15 protein-coding genes are annotated in these 18478 nt (G+C 61.2%); 3 read left to right on the top strand and 12 right to left on the bottom strand.

What is annotated here, in order from left to right; translation table 11 throughout:
• Window positions 1–186: 186 nt before the first annotated feature.
• Window positions 187–1401 carry a nicotinate phosphoribosyltransferase gene (pncB, locus tag WBB95_RS21140; protein ID WP_116627318.1) on the top strand — a complete coding sequence of 405 codons (1215 nt, stop codon included), beginning with the start codon at window positions 187–189 and terminating at the stop codon, window positions 1399–1401.
• A 3-nt stretch (window positions 1402–1404) separates the two neighbouring features.
• The gene (gene nadE, locus WBB95_RS21135; protein WP_424489346.1) at window positions 1405–2232 is read left to right on the top strand and encodes an ammonia-dependent NAD(+) synthetase; all 828 of its coding nucleotides are present in this window, start codon (window positions 1405–1407) and stop codon (window positions 2230–2232) included.
• A 195-nt stretch (window positions 2233–2427) separates the two neighbouring features.
• On the opposite strand, the gene azu is transcribed toward nadE, so the two are convergent.
• Window positions 2428–2874 carry an azurin gene (azu, locus tag WBB95_RS21130; protein ID WP_424489345.1) on the bottom strand — a complete coding sequence of 149 codons (447 nt, stop codon included), beginning with the start codon at window positions 2872–2874 and terminating at the stop codon, window positions 2428–2430.
• Window positions 2875–3207: 333 nt separating this feature from the next.
• Between azu and WBB95_RS21125 the strand changes: the two genes are divergently transcribed.
• A complete protein-coding gene (locus WBB95_RS21125) occupies window positions 3208–3396 on the top strand; it encodes a hypothetical protein (RefSeq protein WP_424489344.1) in 189 nt (62 codons plus the stop codon).
• A gap of 160 nt (window positions 3397–3556) precedes the next feature.
• On the opposite strand, the gene WBB95_RS21120 is transcribed toward WBB95_RS21125, so the two are convergent.
• The 11 genes from WBB95_RS21120 to rpsF form a co-directional block, all read right to left on the bottom strand.
• On the bottom strand, window positions 3557–4447 hold the full coding sequence (locus tag WBB95_RS21120; protein ID WP_424489343.1) for a transglutaminase family protein: 891 nt from the start codon (window positions 4445–4447) through the stop codon (window positions 3557–3559).
• Entirely contained in the window at window positions 4447–6933 is a 2487-nt protein-coding gene (locus WBB95_RS21115; protein ID WP_424489342.1) for a circularly permuted type 2 ATP-grasp protein, read from the bottom strand. The genes WBB95_RS21120 and WBB95_RS21115 overlap by 1 nt, the downstream gene beginning before the upstream one ends.
• A 148-nt stretch (window positions 6934–7081) precedes the next feature.
• Window positions 7082–10372 carry a DUF2126 domain-containing protein gene (locus tag WBB95_RS21110; RefSeq protein WP_424489341.1) on the bottom strand — a complete coding sequence of 1097 codons (3291 nt, stop codon included), beginning with the start codon at window positions 10370–10372 and terminating at the stop codon, window positions 7082–7084.
• Between the two features lie 187 nt (window positions 10373–10559).
• Window positions 10560–11009, bottom strand: a complete 450-nt coding sequence (locus tag WBB95_RS21105) for a hypothetical protein (protein WP_424489340.1) — start codon at window positions 11007–11009, stop codon at window positions 10560–10562.
• On the bottom strand, window positions 11006–11938 hold the full coding sequence (locus tag WBB95_RS21100) for an NAD synthetase (RefSeq protein ID WP_424489339.1): 933 nt from the start codon (window positions 11936–11938) through the stop codon (window positions 11006–11008). The genes WBB95_RS21105 and WBB95_RS21100 overlap by 4 nt, the downstream gene beginning before the upstream one ends.
• Before the next feature lie 221 nt (window positions 11939–12159).
• Window positions 12160–14463 carry a YgiQ family radical SAM protein gene (locus WBB95_RS21095; protein ID WP_424489338.1) on the bottom strand — a complete coding sequence of 768 codons (2304 nt, stop codon included), beginning with the start codon at window positions 14461–14463 and terminating at the stop codon, window positions 12160–12162.
• Window positions 14464–14646: 183 nt separating this feature from the next.
• Window positions 14647–16041 (bottom strand): replicative DNA helicase, encoded by a 1395-nt coding sequence (dnaB, locus tag WBB95_RS21090; protein ID WP_424489337.1) that lies wholly within the window; start codon window positions 16039–16041, stop codon window positions 14647–14649.
• Window positions 16042–16151: 110 nt separating this feature from the next.
• The gene (gene rplI, locus WBB95_RS21085) at window positions 16152–16598 is read right to left on the bottom strand and encodes a 50S ribosomal protein L9 (protein ID WP_003171376.1); all 447 of its coding nucleotides are present in this window, start codon (window positions 16596–16598) and stop codon (window positions 16152–16154) included.
• Window positions 16599–16616: 18 nt separating this feature from the next.
• Window positions 16617–17510 carry a hypothetical protein gene (locus tag WBB95_RS21080; protein WP_424489336.1) on the bottom strand — a complete coding sequence of 298 codons (894 nt, stop codon included), beginning with the start codon at window positions 17508–17510 and terminating at the stop codon, window positions 16617–16619.
• Window positions 17511–17546: 36 nt separating this feature from the next.
• Entirely contained in the window at window positions 17547–17777 is a 231-nt protein-coding gene (rpsR, locus tag WBB95_RS21075; RefSeq protein ID WP_002551829.1) for a 30S ribosomal protein S18, read from the bottom strand.
• 28 nt (window positions 17778–17805) lie between these two features.
• Window positions 17806–18228 carry a 30S ribosomal protein S6 gene (gene rpsF, locus WBB95_RS21070; RefSeq protein WP_003236224.1) on the bottom strand — a complete coding sequence of 141 codons (423 nt, stop codon included), beginning with the start codon at window positions 18226–18228 and terminating at the stop codon, window positions 17806–17808.
• Window positions 18229–18478: the final 250 nt, after the last annotated feature.

Here is an 18478-nt window from a genome sequence, read left to right as displayed (position 1 = left end):
CTCCCACAGTTGAAACGCATTCCAAATGTGGGAGCGGGCTTGCTCGCGAAGGCGTCAGTGGCCACAACAACGGTGCCAGCTGAAAAAACACTGGCAAAACAACACAGGTCTATGCGCCACTAGCACCATTCCTTAATAGTGCGTAAAGGTCGGCGCCCATCGCCGACCCGTCTGGAGATTCCCGTTATGAGCGAGAGTGTGTTTGCCGATCGCATCGTGCAGAACTTGCTCGACACCGACTTCTACAAGCTGACCATGATGCAGGCGGTGCTGCACAACTACCCGAACGTGGAAGTTGAATGGGAGTTTCGTTGCCGCAACAGTGAAGACCTGCGCCCGTACCTGGCGGAGATCCGCTACCAGATCGAGCGCCTCGCCGAGCTGAGCCTCAGCCCTGACCAGTTGGGCTTTCTGGAACGCATCAGCTTCATGAAGCCGGATTTTTTGCGCTTCCTCGGGCTGTTCCGCTTCAACCTGCGCTATGTGCAAACCGGCATCGAAAACGGCGAGCTGTTCATCCGCCTGCGCGGGCCGTGGCTGCACGTGATCCTGTTTGAAGTGCCAATGCTGGCCATCGTCAGCGAAGTGCGCAACCGCTACCGCTACCAGACCGTGATCCTCGAACAGGCCCGCGAGCAGCTGTACCGCAAGTTCGACTGGCTGACCGCGAACGCCAGCAGCGAGGAACTCTCGGAGCTGCAAGTGGCCGACTTCGGCACACGCCGGCGCTTCTCGTACCGCGTGCAGGAAGAAGTGGTCAGCGTGCTCAAGCATGACTTCCCCGGGCGTTTTGTCGGCACCAGCAACGTGCACCTGGCCCGCGAATTCGACATGAAGCCGCTGGGCACCATGGCCCACGAATGGATCATGGCGCACCAGCAACTCGGCCCGCGCCTGATCGACAGCCAGATCGCCGCCCTTGATTGCTGGGTCCGCGAATACCGTGGCCTGCTGGGCATCGCCCTGACCGACTGCATCACCACCGATGCATTCCTGGGCGACTTCGACTTGTACTTCGCCAAGCTGTTCGACGGCCTGCGCCACGACTCCGGTGACCCGGTGCAGTGGGCCGAAAAGGCCATCGCCCATTACCATAAGCTGGGCATCGAGCCGATGAGCAAGACCCTGGTGTTCTCCGACAGCCTGTCGCTGCCCAAGGCGCTGGAGATTTTCCGTGCGTTGCGCGGTCGCATTAACGTGAGTTTCGGCATCGGCACCAACCTGACCTGTGACATTCCAGGTGTGGAACCGATGAGCATCGTGCTTAAAATGACCGCTTGCAATGGCCAGCCCGTCGCGAAGATCTCCGATGAAGCGGGCAAGACCCATTGCACCGACCCGAATTTTGTCGCCTATTTGCGTCACGTTTTTAAAGTACCTGCCCTTTCCAGCAAGGAGTGAATCATGCAAGCCGTACAGCGTGAGATTGCGCAGCAGCTCAAGGTTCAAGCGCCGTTCAAAGACCCCGCCGCCCTTGAGGCCGAAGTGGCTCGCCGCGTGACGTTTATCCAGGATTGCCTGCGCAATTCCGGGCTCAAGACATTGGTGCTGGGCATCAGCGGTGGCGTCGACTCCCTGACCGCCGGCCTGCTGGCCCAGCGCGCGATGAAAGAACTGCGCGCCAGCAGCGGTGATGAGGCTTACCGCTTTATCGCGGTGCGCCTGCCCTACGAAACCCAGTTCGACGAACACGACGCCCAGGCTTCGGTGGATTTCATCGAGCCGGACGAGCGCCACACCGTGAACATCGGCCCAGCGGTGAAATCCCTGGCCAATGAAGTGGCCGCGTTTGAAGGCAAGGCGGCGGTGTCGCGTGATTTTGTGCTGGGCAACACGAAGGCGCGCATGCGCATGGTGGCGCAGTACACCATCGCCGGCGCGGCTGGCGGCCTGGTGATCGGCACCGACCACGCGGCGGAAGCCGTGATGGGCTTTTTCACCAAGTTCGGTGACGGCGCCTGCGACCTGGCGCCGCTGAGCGGGCTGGTGAAAAACCAGGTGCGCTCGATTGCCCGGCACTTTGGCGCGCCGGAGTCGTTGGTTGAGAAAATCCCGACTGCCGACCTCGAAGACCTGTCGCCCGGCAAGCCGGATGAAGCGTCCCATGGCGTGACCTACGCCGAGATCGACGCCTTCCTGCATGGCGAGCCGGTGCGCGAGGAAGCGTTCAAGATCATCTGCGATACGTACCGCAAGACTGAGCACAAGCGGGTCATGCCGTTTGCGCCGTGAGGTGAGTCAGCTAGTTTTGTGTTGACAGTCAGACCGTCTTCGCGAGCAAGCCCGCTCCCACATTTGACCGAGTTCCAGTATGAGAATGCGGCCGAATGTGGGAGCGGGCTTGCTCGCGAAGAACGATGACGCGGTACAACTGACCGCCCACAAAAAAGCGCCCCACAAGGCGCTTTTTTTGCAGCTGGAACCCTGTTACTTCAGCGTCACAGTGCCTTTCATCATCGAGATGTGGCCTGGGAACGAGCAGAAGAACGCGTAATCAGTACCGGCGGCCAGTTTCGACACGTCGAAGGTCACGGAGTCTTTCTCGCCAGCACCAATGATCTTGGTGTGGGCAATGATGCGGGTGTCGCCGTCTTTCAGGTAGTTCTTGTCGATACCGGCGGCCATACCGTCGCTGGCGATGCCAGGCATGTCGGCGGCGGAACTCAGCACCCAGTTATGGCCCATGATGTTTTTCGGCAAGCTGCCGGAGTGGGTCAGTTCCACGGTGAAGGTCTTGCAGCTTTTGTCGATTTCAACGGCTTTGGTATTGAAAGACATCTGGTCGGTGGAGTCGACGGTGACCTTGCACTCTGCGGCAAGCAACTGGCCGCTCGCCAGAGTCAGCAGGGAAACAGCAACGAGTTTGGCAAACATGTGAATCTCCAAGGCAGGGTTTAAAAAACGCGTATTGCGACAAGGGTGCCCCAATCAGGCAGACTTTCTTATGATCTGAATCAACAGATTGTATACAACTTTAGGCTATCAGACTGATCAACACAATCTACCAGCCAAAGTGACGCCGCCCGCCTATGATCGGCCCATCAACCACTGGAGCCTCTGCCATGCACCTCAACCAACTGTTCAACGGCTTGCTGGCTGCTTACGCCTGCGGTAAGTGAGGCCCAAGCGCGCTGCTAAGCTGCTACCATAGCGACCCAAGGCAGCTGCGCGCCGCCCACCCTCACCTTCGACCCTAGAGGATCGCCCATGGCCAAACCTAATTACTCCTTCGCCAAACGTCAGAGAGACTTGGCCAAGGAACAGAAGAAAGAGGAAAAACTGCAACGCAAGAAAGCCACTGCAGATGAAGAAGCCGCGGCCCTGAACCCGGATGCGGAAGGTGAAGTGGCAGCAGACGACACCGAAACACCGAAAGATCCGGCGCCAGACGCCTGAAGCAACCAGGATGATCGTTCCCACGCTCAGCGTGGGAATGCAGCCTCGGACGCTCCGCGTCCAGGCGCACCGTAAGGTTCGAAGCCTGCGCAAGGGTGACGCAGAGCGTCACGGCAGGCATTCCCACGCAGAGCGTGGGAACGATCCTTACAGCGCATCCTCACTCTAAAGGCATCACCGTCACCCGCACCTCCGGGTCATGGCTCCCTCCCCCCAGAATCACCCCCCGCAACGGCGACACATCGGAGAAATCCCGGCCCCAGGCCAAGGTGATGTGCTCCAGTGCCGGCTGCACATTGTTGGTCGGATCAAAATCCACCCAACCCGACACCGGGCAATACACCGACACCCATGCATGCGACGCATCGGCGCCGATCAGCCGTGGCTGGCCGGGCGGCGGCTGCGTGAGCAGATAGCCGCTGATATAACGCGCCGCCAGCCCCCGCGAGCGCAGGCACGCGAGCATCAGGTGGGCAAAGTCCTGGCACACGCCTCGACGGCGCTCCAGTACTTCCACCAGCGGCGTCGCAACCTGAGTGGCCTCGGCATCGAAGGTGAACTCACTGAAGATCTTTTCCATCAAGGCCTGCACGCCGAGCAGCAAAGGCTTGCCGGGCGGGAAACAGCTTTCGGAGAACTCGACAAAGGTATTTTTCAGGTGCACGTAGGGTGATTCGAAGCGATACCGGCAGGCTTCCAACCGCTCAGGCGACAGCGGCTGGCTGCTGTAGGTGAGGCTGTCGCACGTCTGATCCCAAGGCGGCGACAACTGGAAATCCAGTGACGGCCGCGCCAGCACCTCCACGGTCAGCCCGGCATTCACCAGCAGTTCATCATGAGGCCGCTCAAAGGCCAGCCGCGTGATCGGGTTGCCAAACACGTCCAGCTCATCGCGCCGCGAAGACGGCTGCGGGCTGATATCCAGCTGTTGCCAGGTGCAGCGCTGCCAGGCACACGGCCGCGGCCACAGGTGCGCCAACTGCTGCGCCAGGGACACCGGGCTGTCGTAGTGGTAATGGGTATCGTGGAAAATCTGGTAGCGCGCACTCATCACACCGACACCGTTTGCTGGCTGACATCATCCACATGGGCAAAATGGCGCAAGGCCAGGCGATCCGAGACTTGCCCACTCTCATCGGCAACCTCCTGCAGCAGATCAGCCAGGCCATCCAGCGCGGCACGCACGCTGGACTCGCCAAACAGCGGGTTCTCCAGGCAACCCAGGTCGAAGCGCGCCAGGCGCTCCACCAATGGCGCCAAACCGGTTTCACGCGGCACACCAAAATCGTCATTAAGACGGCGCAAGGTGCGGCTGACCAATTTGAGCTGGAACAGCACCGCGTGCGGGTTCTGCTCATCCAGCAGCAACAGGTCGAGCACCGGAATCAATTGCGGCACCGCCAGGTAGCGCGAACGATAGGTGATGCTGCTGTTGCCCAGTTCCAGCAACCACTCCAGCCCCGCCTGATCGAACACCGCCACGCCGCGCAGGAACGCCGCGAGGCTGCTGCTGAGAAACTGCAGACGCTCGATACGCCGGCCCATCATCAAAAAGCGCCAGCCTTCATCGCGGGTCATGTCATCCAGGGCAAAACCGGACAATGCCGCCAGGGACATCACCAGGCGGTTGAGAAAATCCAGCAACTCGCCGAAGTCCGGCGTTTCGCTTTCCAGCTCCATGGCTTCGCGTTGCAGCTCAACCAACGCCTGCCAGTTTTCCCGGGACAACTTGCCGCGCACCTGGGACGCCGCCCACTGCAAACGCTGCTGGTTGGCGCGCAGGCTCGACGGCCAGTCATCACCGAGCAAGGCGGCGAGCAGGCGTTCGGGCAACTCGCCCTCCTCCGGCAACAGGCGCAGGTTCTCGCCCAACTCGACCGCGGCCTGCAAGGCCAAGGGGTCATCGCCGTCGACGTAACGCGCCAGCACGATCCGCAGCCATCGCGCGCTGTCATCGCAACGCTCGCAGTAACGGCCGAACCAGAACAGGTTTTCCACCACGCGTGACGGCAGGTAAGGGTCGCGACGCACCAGGTCATGCGCGCCAATCGCGCGCTGCGCACGCCAATGCTCGCCGCCGATGGCACGCTCGCCGAGCACCCACGTGTCCTTGCTCGCGCCGCCACGTTGCATCGACACCACTTCGGCATCCGCCTCGGCCGCCACGCGGGTCAGGCCGCCAGGCAACACGCGATAGCCCTCATCACTGGCCACGGCGTACACCCGCATGCCGATGGCACGGTGCTGCAGGTGGTCATCGACGGTGTGCCACACCGGGGCTTGCGACAGTTGCGCCAGCTCTTGGGCGACATACGCGTAAGGCCGCGCGCGCATGCGCTCGGCCAGGGCCTGGCGTTGTTCGTCGTTCAAATCGCGGCCGAACACCGGAGCGAAACTTTGCGAAGGGAACGCCGGTTTGATCAGCAGTTCCGGCAGTTTCTCCAGCGCCTCGGCGAGCACCGGCGCCTCACCGCACCACCAGGTCGCGATGGACGGCAATATCAGTTCTTCGCCAAACAGGAATTCGTTGATCTTCGGTAGAAAGCCGAGCAACCCCGGGGATTCCAGCACGCCGCTGCCCAAGGCATTGGCCACCAGCACATTGCCTTGGCGCACGGCATCGAGCAGGCCGGGCACGCCGAGGGCGGAGTCGGTGCGCAGCTCCAGCGGGTCGCAGAAGTCGTCGTCCAGGCGCCGCATGATCGCGTTCACCCGGCGCAAACCGCTGAGGGTTTTCAGGAACACCGTGCTGTCGCGCACGGTGAGGTCGCCGCCCTCCACCAGCGGGTAGCCCAGTTGGCGCGCGAGGTAGAGGTGTTCGAAATAGCTTTCGTTGAAACGCCCCGGCGTGAGCAGCACGATCAACGGCGGCTGGTCATCGCCAGGGGCTTGGCGCGCCAGGGTCTCCTGGAGCGTGCGGAAAAAACCGGTGAGGTGCTGAACCTGCAAGTCGCGGTACAGGTCCGGAAATGCGCGGGACACGATGGTGCGGTTTTCCAACGCATAACCCGCGCCCGACGGCGCCTGGGTGCGGTCGGCCGTGACCCACCAACGGCCGTCTGGCGTGCGCGCGAGGTCCACGGCGTACAGGTGCAGAAACGCCCCGTCCGGCGGCTGGATGCCCTGGCACGGCCAGAGGAAATTGTTGTGGCCAAACACCAGTTCGGCCGGCAGCAGGCCTTCCTTGATCAAGCGCTGCGGGCCATACAGATCAGCCAGCACGGCATTCAGCAGGCGCGCACGCTGGGCGATGCCGGCGGACAGCTGCTGCCACTCATCGGCCGCCAGCACATGCGGCAGTAAATCCAGCTCCCACGGGCGGTCCGCGCCCTTGGGGTCGGCGTAGACGTTGTAGGTCACGCCGTTTTCCTGGATCTGCCGGGTCAACAGCGCCTGGCGCTGGGCCAGTTGCGCAGGTGTGCTGCGTTGCAGATGGTCGAGCAAGCGCTGCCAATGGGCACGCACGGCGCCGCCGTCGTCCAGCAGTTCGTGATAAGTACCCGCGGTCAGCGGGTAACGGTCGAGCAAGTCGGACATGGAACGCTCGGCAGGGGCAAGGGGGCTCAGTTTAAATCAACAAACACTGCAAATCCCCTGTGGGATCCATCCTTTGTGGAGAGCGAGCTTGCCTCGCGCGGGGCAAGCCCGCTCACCACAAAAGCCAGAGACCACAGCGGGAGTGCATTCAGTCATTTTTATTGGGGAAACGCCGCAGATCCAGGGTCATCGGCAGTTCATCATTAATCACCAAAGCCGGCACCGGCAGCTTGCCTGGGGTGTGCCCCAGACGGAAAAACCGCGCCATGCGCCGACTCTCGGCCTCATTGGCATTCACCGGCAAGCTGTCGTAATTGCGCCCGCCCGGGTGGGCGACATGATACTGGCAACCGCCCAGCGAACGTTGCATCCAGGTATCGAGCAAATCGAACACCAAGGGCGCATGCACCGCGATGGTCGGTTGCAGGCAGTTGGCCGGTTGCCAGGCGCGATAACGCACGCCCGCGACGAACTCCCCGATACGCCCGGTCGGTTGCAGCGGCACCGGAATGCCATTGCAGGTCAGCAAATAGCGTTGCGGCGCCAGCCCGGTCAGTTTGACTTGCAGGCGCTCCAGGGACGAATCCACATAGCGCACCGTACCGCCGACTGCGCCCTCTTCGCCCAGCACGTGCCAAGGCTCCAGGGCCTGGCGCAGTTCCAGTTCGATACCGCTGACGGCGTAGTCGCCGACTTTGGGGAAACGGAACTCCAAATGCGCGGCAAACCACTCGGCACGCAACGGGTAACCGGCGGCGTTGAGTTCGACGATCACGTCGGCAAAATCCTGCTCGATAAAGTGCGGCAGCAGGAAGCGGTCATGCAGTTCCGTGCCCCAACGCGCCAGTTTCGGCGGCGCATAAGGCTCACGCCAGAAACGCGCGACCAAGGCGCGCAGCAGCAACTGTTGGGTCAAGCTCATGCGCGCGTGGGGCGGCATTTCAAACGCACGCAACTCCAGCAGGCCCAGGCGGCCAGTGGCGCCGTCGGGTGAGTAGAGCTTGTCGACGCAGAATTCTGCGCGATGGGTGTTGCCGGTCACGTCGATCAGCAGGTTGCGCAGCAAGCGGTCCACCAACCACGGCGGGCACTCTTCGCCGGGCTCGGGCATTTGTGCAAACGCGATTTCCAGCTCGTACAGCGCGTCGTTGCGGGCTTCGTCCACCCGCGGTGCCTGGGAGGTCGGGCCGATAAACAGGCCGGAAAACAGGTACGACAGCGACGGGTGGTTATGCCAATAGCTGATCAGGCTGCGCAGCAAATCAGGCCGGCGCAGGAACGGCGAATCCTTGGGCGTCGCGCCGCCCAGCACAAAGTGGTTACCGCCGCCGGTGCCGGTGTGGCGGCCGTCGATCATGAATTTTTCGGTGGTCAGGCGGGTTTGCCGCGCCTCTTCGTAGAGGAATTCGGTGCGTTCCACCAACTCATCCCACGTGGAGGATGGCTGCACATTGACCTCAATCACACCCGGGTCCGGTGTGACCCGGAAGTTGCTCAGGCGCGTGTCGGCCGGTGGCTCGTAGCCTTCCAGCAGAACCGGGCAATGCAGCTCTTCGGCGGTGGCTTCGATGGCGGCCACCAACTCCAGGTAGTCCTCGACGCGCTCCAGCGGCGGCATGAACAGGTACAGGCGCCCTTCGCGTGCTTCGGCGCACAAGGCCGTGCGCGTCAGCCAGTCGGCGGACTCATCGACCTTCGGCTCGCGCTCGTCGCTCGGCGCGGGCTCGCCGTGGCTTTGCAGCTGAGCGGTGGTTGGCAGCGCCGGCTGATCCTGGTTCGGGTCGGTGGGGTGCACAAACGGATATTCCGCTGCCGTCACCCAAGGCTGCGAGGCCAACGGCAGGCGGTAGCCCAGCGGCGAGTCGCCGGGTACCAGCCGGCAGTGGTTGTCACGCAGGTACCAGGGCCCGCTCTGCCAGCGGTCATTCGCCGCTGTGCGCGCCAGCGGCAGCACTTGGCCGATGACTTTATCCAGGCCCTGGCTGAACACTTTGCGCAGGCGCTCGCGCTCCAGGTCGTCGCTCAGGCGCGGGTCCTGGGCGGTGACGTTTTGCGGCAGTGCGCCTTCGCGCCACAGGTAGTAGAAATTGTCTTCGAAGGCCGGGAACACAAAGCGCGCCGGCAGTTTGAGGCGCTCGGCGACACTCGCCAGAAAGCGCCCCGCCATCACGCCGTCGGCGCCATAATCTTCTTGCTCGTCGGCGATCAGCGCGCTGTTGTGCCAGATCGGCACCCCGTCGCGGCGCCAGTAGCAGTTGAGCGACCAGCGCGGCAATTGCTCGCCGGGGTACCACTTGCCCTGGCCAAAATGCACCAGGCCTTTGGGTGCGTAGTGCTGGCGCATGCGCTGAAACAGCTCGGCGGACAAGCGACGCTTGTCCGGCCCCAAAGCGGCGGTGTTCCACTCAGCGCCGTCGGGGTCGTCGATGGAAACGAACGTCGGCTCGCCGCCCATGGTCAGGCGCACGTCGTCCTTGAGCAGGTCGCCATCGATCTGACGGCCCAGGGCCTGGATCGCCAGCCATTGTTCTTCGGTGTAGGGCTTGGTGACGCGCGGCGCTTCCCAGATCCGCTCAACCGACATTTCGTGGGTAAATTCGCACTCGCACGGTTCCACCAACCCACTGATGGGCGCGGCAGACGATGGATCGGGACTACAGGCCAACGGGATATGCCCTTCACCGGCGAACAGCCCGGAGGTGGCGTCCAGGCCGATCCAGCCCGCGCCAGGCAAATACACTTCGCACCAGGCGTGCAGGTCGGTGAAATCCACTTCAGTGCCAGACGGGCCGTCGAGGGCTTTGACGTCGGCGGTCAGCTGGATCAGATAGCCGGACACGAATCGCGCCGCCAAGCCCAGGTTGCGCAGCAGCTGCACCAACAGCCAGGCCGAATCGCGGCACGAGCCGGAGGCGTTTTCCAGGGTGAATTCCGGGGTTTGCACGCCCGGTTCCATGCGGATCAGGTAACCAATATCGGCAGCCAGGCGCTGGTTGAGGCCGACCAGGAAGTCCACTGCCGGCAACGGCGTGCGGTCAATGCCGGCCAGGTAGGCGGCAAATTTCGGGGTCAGCGGCAACGTTTCCAAATACGGCGCCAGCTCGCGCTGCTCATCGGCGGCATAGCTGAAGGGGATTTTTTCGGCGTAGGGCTCAAGGAAAAAGTCGAACGGGTTGAACACCGCCATTTCGGCAACCAGGTCGACTTCAATACGAAGCTCGTCAGTCTTCTCCGGGAAGACCAACCGCGCCAGGTAATTGCCCTGCGGGTCTTGCTGCCAATTGATGAAGTGCTGCTCAGGCAGCACTTTCAGTGCGTAGGACAAAATCCGCGTGCGGCTGTGAGCTGCCGGGCGCAGACGCACTATCTGTGGGCCGAGTTCGACAGCGCGGTCGTAGCGGTAATGCGTAACGTGGTGCAACGCGACATGAATCGACACGGCGGCCTCCTGCGAGCCAGGGCATGGAAACAAAGCGCGCAAGACTTATGCCAGAGCGGCCGTCATTGCGCTTTATCGTAAGACCCGGTGCAGTACAGCACCAAAACGGCGCCAACAGAGGTTCGATGGTGCATGCGCTGCACATATTTGTGGCGCGGGTGTGAGGGTGGGTGGTGAATCTACCCAGTCAACGCGCTTTGTGCCTGGCGATCGCAGCTTCGCGCAGGTGACGGATTTCGAGCAGCTTTTGACGCATTTCGCGGTGGCGTTTGCTGTTGAGCAGCATTAACCCCACTAACGGGAAGAGCGCAGATGAGCCATACACCAGCATGGGCAGGGGGTATTGGATCATCGGCAGCACGAACAGCAGGCAACCGCCCAGGTAACCCGCCACCAGCCCCGTGGCCCACGGGCGTCCGCGCGCAATCATTACATTGCCAAATACCAGCACCGCGACGAGCACCAGAATAGCCAGGCCGGAGTAGTCGGCTTTGAGCGACGGGTCAAAGCCACGCCAATACGTCACGCCTGCGAGGGACACAGCCGACGCCCCGGCAAAGATCGCCATGAAAATCGTGCCCATGAACACCGGGAAATAGCGGGCGAGAAAGCTGCCCATGTCGGGGAAGCCTCTCATTCCGTCAGGTCCTCATACAAACCGATGGCAAGCGTGGTGGCGCTGCCAACGCTGCCGCTTCGGTAGCTGCCCCAGATGCCCAATAGTCCGCCTAACGCGTCTTTGAGTTGGGTCAACGTCGCATGCCGGATTTCGGTGGAGCTGTAGCGTTTGGTCAGTTTTCCGGTACGTTGCTGCAACTTGAGGAGCTTGGGCGTCAGGCTGGGATCGCGCAGGCTCAGCAATTCCTTGGTCAACTTCCTGCGCTCCTGCCGGCTCAGGCCCTTGAGCAGTTCATACCAACTCTTGCCCAGCGCGGCGGCCTTGTTGGCTTTCAAGAGTTTGATCGTGGTAAAGGCGCCCGCTCCAACCCCCACCAAAGAGGCTGCATCAAGGAGCGGTGAAACGGCGCCATACCATTGGGCGTCATCCATGCGATCGTTTGCATCCGGGTCAAGGATCTCGTTGTAGGTGCGCGCCACGCCGAACCCACACTGCGCACTGCTGGCCAATGCCGCCGTCACGCCAATGCCCACCACAAACGCACTCGCACCCGCTGTAAAGGGCACGGCCACACTGCCGCTGAACACAACAACCCAGCCGATGATCGCGGCGGTGCAGGACAATCCCATATCAAACGCCTCTTTACTGAGGCGCCCTTCCCGAGGGTCGGTCTTCACCTGCTCCACAAACTGTGCCGGGGAAATGTACTTCTGCGCTTCACGCAAAATGATGCGCTTGGGCTTGATGCTGCACAGGGGCTTGAATTCGCGCAGGGTGATCACGTTGAAATCAGCATCGATGTACACCACGCCGGCGCCGACAATGCCGGGATCGGCGTCGATGGCCGCAAACAGCCGTGGCAGGTTGATCTGGCTTTCGATGCGCTGGCGCGCCATGAATTGGGAACGGTTGGAGTCCATGCCGATATTGAGCAGGGGGTTGCTCATGGGTGTTCTTCCTTGAAAGTGAGGGTGGCCAGGTGGGCCTCATCGCGGGCAAGCCCGGCTCCCACAATTGCCTGCATTCCATTTGTCGAACGCGGTCAACTGTGGGAGCTGGCGTGCCTGCGATGGCGATCTAATGGGCGCCACCTTAACAAACCGGTTCTCCACCGCCTAGAAAGCAAAACGCCAGCACGAGGCTGGCGTTTTGCATGTTCAGGCTGCGATCAACGCGGCACCACCGGCTTGCGGGCAGGCTTGTTGCCTTTGCCCTTGGCCGCGTCGGCACGTTCCTTGGCCGCCTGTTTGTTGCGCACCATGGCCGCAGCCTTGGCTTGTTCACGCTTGTCCCACGGGTTGCTGCCGTCGCTGCCACGCGGTGGCAGGCCGGTGTGCTGGGTGAGGATCCTGGTCGTGGTTTCCTTGGCGACCTTGTGGCTGCCGGCTGGCGTCGAGTTCTTGCGACGCGCGCTCTGGTAGCTGTCGGTGGCCGGCTGGTGCAACGGAATCAGTTGCTCCTTGCCCGGCCCGATCAGGTCGGCGCGGCCCATGCGGGTCAGCGCTTCACGCAGCATTGGCCAGCCTTTCGGGTCGTGGTAGCGCAGGAACGCCTTGTGCAGGCGGCGTTGCTCTTCGCTCTTGACGATGGTCACCGCGTCGCTCTTATACGTAACCTTGCGCAGCGGGTTCTTGCCCGAGTGGTACATCGCCGTGGCGGTGGCCATTGGCGACGGGTAGAACGCCTGCACCTGGTCGGCACGGAAGCCGTTGCCCTTTAGCCACAGGGCCAGGTTCATCATGTCTTCATCGGTGGTGCCCGGGTGGGCGGCGATGAAGTAAGGAATCAGGTACTGCTCTTTCCCGGCTTCCTTGGTGTACTTCTCGAACATGCGCTTGAACTTGTCATAGCTGCCAATGCCCGGCTTCATCATCTGGTTGAGCGGACCTTCCTCGGTGTGTTCCGGGGCGATCTTCAGGTAGCCACCAACGTGGTGGGTTACCAGCTCTTTGACGTATTCCGGCGACTCGACCGCGAGGTCGTAGCGCAGGCCGGACGCGATCAGAATCTTCTTCACACCCGGCAACGCACGGGCGCTGCGGTACAGCTGGATCAACGACGAGTGGTCGGTGTTCAGGTTCGGGCAGATGCCGGGGAACACGCACGAAGGCTTACGGCACGCGGATTCGATTTCCGGGCTCTTGCAGGCAATGCGGTACATGTTCGCGGTCGGGCCGCCGAGGTCGGAGATCACGCCGGTAAAGCCGGGCACTTTGTCGCGGATCTCTTCGATTTCGCGAATGATCGACTCTTCGGAACGGTTCTGGATGATCCGGCCTTCGTGCTCGGTGATCGAGCAGAAGGTGCAGCCGCCGAAGCAGCCGCGCATGATGTTCACCGAGAAGCGGATCATGTCGTAGGCCGGGATCTTTTCCTTGCCGTACACCGGGTGCGGAACACGTGCGTAAGGCATGCCAAACACGTAGTCCATTTCTTCGGTGGTCATCGGAATGGGCGGCGGGTTGAACCACACGTCCACTTCACCGTGCTTCTGCACCAGCGCGCGGGCGTTGCCCGGGTTGGTTTCCAGGTGCAGCACGCGGTTGGCGTGGGCATAGAGCACCGAGTCACCACGAACTTTTTCCACGGACGGCAGGCGGATGACCGTCTTGTCACGGGTCATGCGCGGGCTGGCCAGAATCTGTACGACTTTGGCTTCTTCCGGATCGTCCTGCGGGCCTTTTTCCTGCTCGATGGCGCAGGCCTGGGTGTCCTGGGTATTCACGTACGGGTTGATGATCTTGTCGATCTTGCCCGGACGGTCGATACGGGTGGAGTCCACCTCGTACCAGCCTTCAGGCGTGTCACGGCGAATGAACGCAGTGCCGCGCACGTCGGTGATGTCTTCGATCTTGTGGCCCCACGACAAGCGCTGGGCGACTTCGACAATCGCGCGTTCGGCGTTGCCGTACAGCAGGATGTCGGCGGCGGCGTCGATCAGGATCGAGTTGCGCACGCGGTCCTGCCAGTAGTCGTAGTGGGCGATGCGGCGCAGGGAAGCTTCGATGCCACCGAGCACGATCGGCACGTTTTTGTAGGCTTCCTTGCAACGCTGGCTGTACACCAGGCTGGCGCGGTCCGGGCGTTTGCCGGCCATACCGCCAGGGGTGTAGGCGTCGTCGGAACGGATTTTCTTGTCGGCGGTGTAGCGGTTGATCATCGAGTCCATGTTGCCGGCCGCGACGCCGAAGAACAGGTTCGGCTCGCCGAGCTTCATGAAGTCGTCTTTGGACTGCCAGTTCGGCTGCGCAATGATCCCGACGCGGAAGCCCTGGGACTCCAGCAGCCGGCCGATGATCGCCATGCCGAACGACGGATGGTCAACGTAGGCATCACCGGTGACGATGATGATGTCGCATGAATCCCAGCCAAGCTGATCCATCTCCTCCCTGCTCATCGGCAGGAATGGCGCAGGACCGAAACATTCGGCCCAGTACTTGGGATAGTCAAATAACGGCTTGGCTGTTTGCATGACGGTGACCGGTGTTGAGATGAAAAATCGCGGGCGCGGAATATAGCACAAATTTTGACCAATTCCGACGGTAACGGTCGGAATTGTGGCGAGCCCAATCGCGGGCAACCCCGCCCCCACAGAAAGCCCATTCACTGTGGGAGCGGGCTTTCGCTCGATAGCGCCCGACGAAGCGCTGACGGCTTATTCGTCGTCGAAGTTGTAGCTGCCCGGCGCAAGGTTTTCGAAACGGGTGTATTTGCCGATAAAGGCCAGCCGCGAGGTGCCGATCGGGCCGTTACGCTGCTTGCCGATGATGATTTCGGCGATGCCTTTGTGCTCGGTTTCCGGGTGATACACCTCGTCCCGGTAAACGAACATGATGACGTCGGCATCCTGCTCGATCGCTCCGGATTCCCGCAAGTCGGAGTTGATCGGGCGCTTGTTCGGGCGTTGCTCCAGGGAGCGGTTGAGCTGCGACAGGGCAACGACCGGGCAGTTGAATTCCTTGGCCAGGGCTTTCAACGAACGGGAAATCTCGGAAATCTCGTTGGTGCGGTTGTCGCCGCCGGAGCCCGGGATCTGCATCAGCTGCAGGTAGTCGATCATGATCAGCGCCACGTCGCCGTGCTCTCGCACCAGGCGTCGGGTACGCGCGCGCATTTCTGACGGGCTGATACCGGCGGTGTCATCGATGAACAGTTTGCGGTCGTTGAGCAGGTTGACCGCCGAGGTCAGGCGCGGCCAATCGTCATCTTCCAGGCGACCGGCGCGGACCTTGGTCTGGTCGATGCGGCCCAGGGACGACAGCATACGCATGATCAGCGATTCACCTGGCATTTCCAGGGAGTACACCAACACGCACTTGTCGCTGCGCAACACCGCGTTCTCCACCAGGTTCATGGCGAAGGTCGTTTTACCCATGGACGGACGGCCGGCGACGATGATCAGGTCGGACGGCTGCAAGCCGCTGGTCATGCCATCGAGGTCGGTGTAGCCGGTGGACAGGCCGGTGATCGCGTTGTCGGTGTTGAACAAGGTGTCGATACGGTCGATGGCCTTGGTCAACAGCTCGTTGACGCCCACCGGACCGCCCGTCTTGGGCCGCGCCTCGGCGATCTGGAAGATCTGCCGTTCGGCCTCATCAAGAATCTCTTCAGCGGTACGCCCTTCCGGGTTGAAGGCGCTGTCGGCGATTTCAGTGGCGATGCCGATCAGCTGGCGCAACGTGGCCCGGGCGCGAACGATTTGCGCATAGGCCTTGATGTTGGCGACCGACGGCGTGTTTTTTGCCAGTTCGCCGAGGTAACCCAGGCCGCCGACCTGGGAGGTCTGGCCCTCCTTGTCCAACTGCTCGGCCAGGGTCACCACGTCGATCGGTGAGTTCAGGTCGGCCAGCTTGGCGATGGCGCGGAAGATCAGGCGGTGGTCATGGCGATAGAAGTCACCGTCCGAGACTTGATCCAACACGCGTTCCCAGGCGTTGTTGTCCAGCATCAAACCACCGAGCACGGCCTGTTCGGCCTCGATGGAATGCGGCGGCACCTTCAGGGCAGCGGTTTGCAGATCGTATTGCTCAGGAGCTGAAATATCGTTCATGGCCACTTGGAATTAGGGGATTGTAGAAAAACAAAAGGCACGACCTGTGAACAGGATCGTGCCCGATGTTAACCGCCTGGCACGCGAGGTGCCAGTCAGTTAGGTGCTGCTTAAGCTGCTACCACAACAACGCGTACGGTGGCTTCAACTTCGGCGTGCAGGTGCACGGCTACGTCGAATTCGCCTACGTTGCGGATGGTGCCGTTCGGCAGACGAACTTCGCTCTTCTGCACTTCAACGCCGGAGGCGGTCAGTGCATCAGCGATGTCGTGAGTGCCGATCGAACCGAACAGCTTGCCTTCGTCACCGGCGGTGGCAGTGATAGTCACTTCCAGCTCAGCCAGTTGGGCAGCGCGAGTTTCGGCCGAAGCTTTTTTGTCTGCTGCTGCTTTTTCCAGCTCAGCACGACGCTCTTCAAACGCAGCCAGGTTGGCAGCGGTTGCAGCGGTGGCTTTGCCGTATGGCAGCAGGTAGTTACGACCGTAGCCGGCCTTAACGTTCACTTTGTCGCCCAGGTTGCCCAGGTTGGCGACTTTTTCCAGAAGGATCAGTTGCATGTGAAAATCCTCTAACTTTTAACCTTCACCGTTCGCGTTATCGGCATCTTTCGATGCGAGACGACCGCGAAAATCAATCAGGCCGTCGACAATGGCCAAGACCACGAGTAACGGATAGATCAGCTGCATGAACAGCAACAGCGTGACGTACAACCCCACCAGCCAGAACCTGGCCAGGCGCTTTCGCGCCACCAGCCCATGAATCAGGGCCAGCCCGGCAAACACCAGCGGTACACTGCAAATCGGCGCCAGCAAGGCCATCTGTGGACCGAAGTTCGGTCCGACAACCATGCACGCCAACAGCAACATCGCGGGCCCCGCGGGGATTCTGATACTGCGAAACTCGCGACCAAAACCACCCGGGTTGTACAACAACGCCTGCCAATAACGCCCAAGTATCAGGCTCAGCACACTGACGACCTGCAACAGTGCCGCAATCAGGCCGGTCAGGACCGGTGCAATCAGTGACGCAAACCGCGCTCGCTCATCTACCGACAATTGCTGGTAGAGATCCCCGAGGGCCATCGGCAGGATCTTGATGATCTCTTGCGACAGCGCCTCGATTTGCGGGCGGAAAGCCGCGCCAAGCATCACTGAGTACACCAACCCCAATGCCACGCTGACCAGCAGCGTGCGGACCCAGGACTCACTTGCGCGTAAAACCAACGCAAGGCTCGATGACCCCAGCAGTACCAGAAGTACCCGTGGATCACCGAATTGCAGCCACCAGATCAAGGCCGGCAACAATCCCAGGGCAAGAACGCCAAGGGCGTCCTTCAAACCGCGCCGCAGGAGCACAAGGCAACCTGCGGCAGCACCCAACCAATAAAGCAACGGCAATGCCGCACATCCAGCCACTACCAGAGTGGCCTGCACGCGACCGCGCATGATGAACTCAGCTAAGGCGCGCATGCATTCAATCCCTTACTACTTGTCGACTGCCCGGTCTCAGCGGCCGTGGCTGTCGGTGTAGGCCAGCAGGGCCAGGAAGCGGGCGCGCTTGATAGCGGTGGCCAGCTGACGCTGATAACGTGCTTTGGTACCGGTGATACGGCTTGGAACGATTTTGCCGGTCTCGGATACGTAGGCTTTCAGAGTGTTGAGATCTTTGTAATCGATCTCTTTCACGTCTTCAGCGGTGAAGCGGCAGAATTTACGACGACGGAAGAAACGTGCCATTTGATAGGCTCCTTAAAAGGTCCGTGGATTACTCGTCAGCGTTATCGCTGTTGTCGCTGTCATCACTATCAGCGCTATCAGCGCCTTCGTGCTCAGGACGGTCGCGACGCTCACGGCGCTCACTGCGGTTTTCTTCAGCCTTGAGCATCTCGGATTGGCCGGTAACGGCTTCTTCGCGACGGATGACCAGGTTACGGATCACTGCATCGTTGTAGCGGAAGTTGTCTTCCAGCTCGGCCAGGGCCTTGCCAGTGCATTCAACGTTCAGCATCACGTAGTGAGCCTTGTGAACATTGTTGATTGCGTAGGCCAGTTGACGACGGCCCCAATCTTCCAGACGGTGGATTTTGCCGCCGTCTTCTTCGATCAGCTTGGTGTAACGCTCTACCATGCCGCCGACTTGCTCGCTTTGATCCGGGTGGACCAAAAAGATGATTTCGTAATGACGCATGAATGCTCCTTACGGGTTGTAGCCTGCCGCTCAAAAACGGTCAGACAAGGAGTGAATGACACTTATGGATCTTGCCGAAGGGAGGCACATCAATGCCTGCCAGGAAGGCAAGGGGCGCAATTGTAGAGAAGGGGGAGAAACGGCGCAAGGTGATTGGTGATTATTTGAGCAATCTTCCAAGTACCCAAAAACAACTGTGGGAGCCTAGCTTATGTGGGAGCTGGCTTGCCTGCGATACAGGCACCTCGGT

Source organism: Pseudomonas sp. (assembly GCF_049645325.1).
In the GTDB taxonomy this organism is placed as follows: domain Bacteria; phylum Pseudomonadota; class Gammaproteobacteria; order Pseudomonadales; family Pseudomonadaceae; genus Aquipseudomonas.
This window is presented reverse-complemented; position numbering and strand designations above follow the sequence as displayed.

Bases quoted from the DNA above. Each gene is read 5' to 3' on its own strand.
- pncB (WP_116627318.1), top strand. From the start codon at position 187: ATGAGCGAGAGTGTGTTTGCCGATCGCATCGTGCAGAACTTGCTCGAC.
- nadE (WP_424489346.1), top strand. From the start codon at position 1,405: ATGCAAGCCGTACAGCGTGAGATTGCGCAGCAGCTCAAGGTTCAAGCG.
- azu (WP_424489345.1), bottom strand. From the start codon at position 2,874: ATGTTTGCCAAACTCGTTGCTGTTTCCCTGCTGACTCTGGCGAGCGGC.
- WBB95_RS21125 (WP_424489344.1), top strand. From the start codon at position 3,208: ATGGCCAAACCTAATTACTCCTTCGCCAAACGTCAGAGAGACTTGGCC.
- WBB95_RS21120 (WP_424489343.1), bottom strand. From the start codon at position 4,447: ATGAGTGCGCGCTACCAGATTTTCCACGATACCCATTACCACTACGAC.
- WBB95_RS21115 (WP_424489342.1), bottom strand. From the start codon at position 6,933: ATGTCCGACTTGCTCGACCGTTACCCGCTGACCGCGGGTACTTATCAC.
- WBB95_RS21105 (WP_424489340.1), bottom strand. From the start codon at position 11,009: ATGAGAGGCTTCCCCGACATGGGCAGCTTTCTCGCCCGCTATTTCCCG.
- WBB95_RS21100 (WP_424489339.1), bottom strand. From the start codon at position 11,938: ATGAGCAACCCCCTGCTCAATATCGGCATGGACTCCAACCGTTCCCAA.
- WBB95_RS21095 (WP_424489338.1), bottom strand. From the start codon at position 14,463: ATGCAAACAGCCAAGCCGTTATTTGACTATCCCAAGTACTGGGCCGAA.
- dnaB (WP_424489337.1), bottom strand. From the start codon at position 16,041: ATGAACGATATTTCAGCTCCTGAGCAATACGATCTGCAAACCGCTGCC.
- rplI (WP_003171376.1), bottom strand. From the start codon at position 16,598: ATGCAACTGATCCTTCTGGAAAAAGTCGCCAACCTGGGCAACCTGGGC.
- WBB95_RS21080 (WP_424489336.1), bottom strand. From the start codon at position 17,510: ATGCGCGCCTTAGCTGAGTTCATCATGCGCGGTCGCGTGCAGGCCACT.
- rpsR (WP_002551829.1), bottom strand. From the start codon at position 17,777: ATGGCACGTTTCTTCCGTCGTCGTAAATTCTGCCGCTTCACCGCTGAA.
- rpsF (WP_003236224.1), bottom strand. From the start codon at position 18,228: ATGCGTCATTACGAAATCATCTTTTTGGTCCACCCGGATCAAAGCGAG.